This is a genomic window from Dyadobacter sp., from assembly GCF_051859145.1.
Taxonomy (GTDB): Bacteria; Bacteroidota; Bacteroidia; order Cytophagales; family Spirosomataceae; genus Dyadobacter.
Genome location: NZ_JBHYGF010000293.1, coordinates 1 through 5,430, shown reverse-complemented (window position 1 = coordinate 5,430; position 5,430 = coordinate 1). Strand labels below are relative to the sequence as shown.

Genomic DNA, 5,430 nt, shown 5'->3' with positions numbered 1-5,430 from the left:
TCGTATAGAGTCTGCGACACCATTTCGGCAGTGGTAGCCTGCGGTGTTACTTCAATGCGGGTTGGAAATTCGAGGAATTCGTGGGAGAGCCGCTCTACTTTTTCCGAGAATGTAGCTGAGAAAAGCATATTCTGCCTTTTTCTCGGAATAATTTCCAATAGTTTGCGGATCTGCGGCATAAAGCCCATATCCATCATTTTATCGGCTTCGTCGAGCACCATTACATTCAGGTACTTGACCACAATCTCTTCCTGAAAATACAGATCCATAAACCGGCCTGGCGTTGCTACAATGATATCAACTCCTTTCCGCAAATTCTCGATCTGCGTTTTCGGACCTACTCCGCCGTACAAAACCACCGTGCGGATATCCGTATACTTTGATAATGCACTGATCGCTTCCGAAATCTGCATGGCCAGTTCGCGGGTAGGCGCCATAATTAATGCGCGTGGATGTTCACCTTGGGCGTATCTAATGCGCATTAGAAGCGGCAAAGTGTAGGCAGCTGTTTTCCCGGTTCCGGTTTGTGCAATGCCTAATATATCTTGTCCGGCCAGTGCAAGCGGGATCGCCTGCTCCTGAATCGGAGTGGGTTCTGTGTAGCCCGCTTCTTCAATTGCATTCAGTAATTGGCGGTTGAGCTTAAACTGCTCGAAGTTGTTTTGCGTAGTCTGCATTCGGCAAAGTTACGAAAACTAAGACAGTAGCGGACTTGCCGGCCTTTTACGACTGCCCACAAAACAGGAAAGCACAGCGCTTTCACACTGTGCTTTCTTGTTTGTTTTGGTAAAAATATCAGCCTAACCGCGCTAAAGCTTCTTTCAAAGTTTCAATCTTTGCTTCTGCGTCAGCTTGCTTTTGCCGCTCTTTCTCAACCACATCACCTTTTGCATTCTGAACAAAACGCTCATTTGACAACTTTTTAACAACCGAATCCAGGAAACCCTGCGTGTAGCCCAGCTCTCTTTGCAGGTTCTCTCTTTCAGTTTCCACATCCACTTCGTCGGCCAGATTCACAAAGAACTCATCCGATTTCACACGGAATGAAGTTCCTTCGCCTTCTTCGGTAACATATTGAATAGCCTCCACATTCGCGAGCTTCCGGATCAGACTTTCCAGGCGGTTGTAGCGTTCGGCAGCATCCGTGCGGATTGATAATGGAAGTTCAATCTTTGGACTGATACCTTTCGTATTCCTGATATTGCGTACTGCAGAAACCAGCTCAAACAGTATTTCAAAATCATTCAATAAAGCCTGGTCGCTCTCTTTTGCCTGCGGATACGGAGCAATGCAAATCGAATCGTTTTGTGGCCGCTCTATGATATTCTGCCAGATTTCTTCTGAAATGAATGGCATAAACGGATGCAGGATCCTCATTAACCTGTCAAAGAAGTCGAGTGTAGCATTGTAAGTTACTTCGTCGATCGGCTGCTCAAAACCGGGCTTGATCATTTCAAGGTACTGTGCGCAGAAATCGTCCCAGATCAGTTTGTAGACCGAATTCAATGCATCAGAGATACGGAATTTGGAAAAATGATCGTGTACCTCCGCCAAAGTCTGGTTCAGCTTGCTTTCAAACCATTGAACAGCCAACGCAGATCCGGCCGGATTTTCGATCTGACTATCCACTGTCCAACCTTTTACCAGCCTGAATGCATTCCAGATTTTATTACCAAAATTCCTGCCCTGCTCTACCAGCTTTTCGTCGTAAGGCAAATCGTTCCCTGCCTGCGAGCTGAAAAGCATTCCGGTGCGGATACTGTCTGCGCCGTATTGTTCGATCAGGTCAATGGGATCAGGTGAGTTACCAAGTGATTTAGACATTTTCCGTCCCTGCTTGTCACGCACAATTCCGGTCAGATATACATTTTTAAAAGGATACTGGCCTCTGTACTCATAACCCGCGATGATCATTCTTGCTACCCAGAAAAACAGGATTTCGGGCGCAGTTACCAGATCGTTTGTTGGATAATAGTAGTTTACCTCTTCATTTTCCGGCTCTTTGATCCCATTAAAAACAGAAATCGGCCAGAGCCAGGAAGAAAACCAGGTATCAAGTACGTCGGGATCCTGGGTGATATCTTCTTCTGTCAATGCAAAAAGCTGGTATTCATGCTGCGCTTTGCGCAAAGCTTCTCTTTTGGATTTGGCAATAATGACCGTTCCATCATTCAGATAATAAGCAGGAATGCGGTGGCCCCACCAAAGCTGGCGGCTGATATTCCAGTCGCGCACATTTTCCATCCAGTGACGGTACGTATTCTTGAATTTGGCCGGGATCAGCTGAACAGTATCGTTCATTACATTATCGAATGCAGGCTTGCTGATCTTCTCCATTTTTAAAAACCACTGCTCCGAAAGCCGCGGCTCGATTACCGAATTAGTCCGCTCGGAGTGGCCGACATTGGATTTATATTCCTCTGTTTTAACCAGGTTACCCGATTCTTCAAGCAGCTTGATGATTTTCTTGCGGGCTGTAAAACGGTCTTCACCAACCAGGATCTGCGCCTTTTCATTTAATGTACCGTCTTCATTCAAAAGATCGATAATGGGCAGATTGTGGCGTTTTCCTAACTCATAATCATTGGTATCATGCGCCGGAGTCACTTTCAGACAGCCGGTACCAAAATCCATTTCTACATATTCATCGGCGATAATAGGAATAGCGCGGTTGATCAAAGGGATCAGTACCTTTTTACCAATCAAATGCTGGTAACGCTCGTCGGCAGGGTTCACGCAAATCGCCACATCCGCCATAATCGTCTCAGGCCGGGTAGTAGCAACAGTAACCCCTCCCTCCATCATCCCTCCTCCATTCTCCCCCTCCAAAACATACCGCAGGTAAACCAGCTTCTGATTTACCTCCTTCATAATTACCTCCTCGTCGGAAACGGTTGTCCGCGCCTGCGGGTCCCAGTTGACCATTCTGTGGCCGCGGTATATTTCACCTTTGTTATACAGGTCAATAAAAACGTCGATTACCGAATCGTACAGGTCCGGCTCCATGGTGAAGCGCGTGCGGTCCCAGTCACAGGAAGCGCCGAGTTTGCGGAGTTGTTTGAGAATGATACCGCCATATTTGCGCGTCCATTCCCAGCAATATTCAAGAAATTCCTCGCGGGTAAGGTCCCGCTTGTTGATCCCCTTTTCTTTGAGCATCGCCACTACTTTGGCTTCCGTAGCAATGGACGCGTGGTCGGTACCCGGTACCCAGCAGGCTTCTTTGCCTTCCATTCTGGCTTTCCGGATCAGGATATCCTGGATCGTATTATTGAGCATGTGGCCCATGTGCAGCACGCCAGTCACATTAGGCGGCGGGATTACGATCGTGTAAGGCTCTTTGTCAGGATTAGGTTTGGAGTTAAAAAAACGGTTATCTATCCAATAGGAATACCATTTGTCCTCAATTTCCTGGGGAGCGTATGTTTTGGAAATCATTGTGTAGTCAGAAATTTACCTTAACCGGCAGTTGCGCTTTAAAAGCAGGCAAGTTAGGATTTGCGGCTGATATTTCTAAGAAATCGCCGCTTTGGTTAATGGCAGCCAGACTGTAAAAACACTGCCTTCGCCGGCTTTGCTCTGGACTTTGACGGTACCTTCATGCGCCTCTACCATCTTTTTAACATAACTCAAACCCAGCCCAAAACCTTTTACATCGTGCACATTCCCGGTAGGTACCCGGTAAAATGTATCAAAGATCCGCTGCTGCTGGTCGCGGGTCATTCCTATCCCTTTGTCGGAGATGGAAATGGAGATACCATCGTTTTCATTCCATGTTCTGATGGCGATATGCAGGTGTTCAGGCGAGTACTTGATCGCATTGTCGATCAGGTTGTTCAGGATATTGGAGATGTGTACTTCGTCAGCCGCTACAATTTCTTCCGTCGCTTCAAAATCAAGATTTACAACCCCGTCCTGCTGCTCTATCTGTACACTTTGTCCATTCAATGCTTTTCCGATCAGGTCGTGCATATTGGCTTCACTGATTTTCAGCTTGACGTGGCCTTTATCCAGCAGCGCCATTTGCAGTACTTTCTCCACGTGCGTTCCCAAGCGCTTGTTCTCTTCGCGGATAATACCGAGGTACCGATCCAGTCGCGGACTACCGCCCTCAGGTAACTTCGCCGAATTCTCATGCGCCATTTCTGCTGCCAATGCAATGGTAGAAATAGGCGTTTTAAATTCGTGGGTCATGTTATTGATAAAATCATTTTTGATATCAGAAAGCTTTTTCTGGCGCAGGATTGTGGTAACTGCCATGTAAAAGCAAGCCAGTATAACCAAAATCAAAATACCGGATCCGCCAAACATCACGCCCATATTGCTCAGAATGTAGCGCTGCTGATCGGGAAAAAACACGTACAATGCACTTTGGGCATTCAGGGTTTCACTTGGGAAGAGGGACGCTTTATACGATTTCTGCTCCCATTCACCCGGCCGCAGGCTCGCTGTGGAAAAGATCAGGCTGTCGCCAGCTTGTCCGCGCACTGCAAATTCATAAGGCAGACTGATGCCATTCTGTACCAGTTGCTTTTTAAGCAAAGTATCCAGTAAAAAGCGATTTACGCGTTGTTCAATGGGTCTTTTGGTATAAATAAAATCCTTCATTACCTCTTTCAGCAGCTCAGCGCGGTCTGGCTCAGCTACATTCATGACAACGCCCGACCTGCGCCCGGACTTGCTGCTGGGCAAAGCCACTTTCCGGTTTGCAATGGAACCAGATACCGAGTCCCGGCCCGACTTAGCGCTGTTCTTTGAGGTTCCGGTATCATAAACGCCCCTGAATGCATTTCCGAGCCTTTTTTCATCATCCAGCCGGCGACGCATAAATTCGTCTATACCCGCCATTCCATATTGCTGGGCCTGAAAAAACTCCTCTATAATGCGCTGCTGATGATCCACCATAATGCGGATGTTGGGGCTCAGCACATCAGTAGGTACCGCTTCTGTGATAATCTGGTAATGGATTTCCTCTCCATTCGGCCCGATCGCTATTTCGAGCTTGGGTTGTACAACCCTGGTTTGCTCCGGTCGCGGCTGACTGGTTTGTGGGGCGACGCGTTTCATGGGCATATTTCTGAGCTGGGCAATGCGGTCGAGCTTGCTTTTTTGCTGCTCTGCTTCGATCCTTCGTTGCAGCAAATACATCATTTCCTGCTTTTCCAGCCGGTGCACCACTTCCTGTACCGACTCCGAGACTTTCTGATTGAACTGGTCATTGCGGATCGCTATAGCCTCCCGGATCCAGTACCACTGAAAACCGATCAGGCCAATCAATGCAATGCACATCAAACCAACTATTATTTGAATTTTCCGCTTTGTCATAAAATTTCATTTCGCCGGTGCAACACCTTCCTCCACTTCACCGACATTCTTCCTGTAACAAATTTAAGGTATCAGGTTCTGCCGCATTTGGTTTTAACATTATTT

At 47.3% G+C, this 5,430-nt stretch carries 3 protein-coding genes; all 3 read right to left on the bottom strand.

What is annotated here, in order from left to right; translation table 11 throughout:
- On the bottom strand, window positions 1–677 hold a 677-nt coding region (locus ACTIE6_RS16555), incomplete at its 3' end, for a DEAD/DEAH box helicase (RefSeq protein WP_439557699.1).
- A gap of 118 nt (window positions 678–795) precedes the next feature.
- Window positions 796–3,438 (bottom strand): valine--tRNA ligase, encoded by a 2,643-nt coding sequence (locus tag ACTIE6_RS16550; RefSeq protein WP_439557698.1) that lies wholly within the window; start codon window positions 3,436–3,438, stop codon window positions 796–798.
- Between the two features lie 75 nt (window positions 3,439–3,513).
- Window positions 3,514–5,325 (bottom strand): sensor histidine kinase, encoded by a 1,812-nt coding sequence (locus tag ACTIE6_RS16545; protein ID WP_439557697.1) that lies wholly within the window; start codon window positions 5,323–5,325, stop codon window positions 3,514–3,516.
- Window positions 5,326–5,430 lie beyond the last annotated feature (105 nt).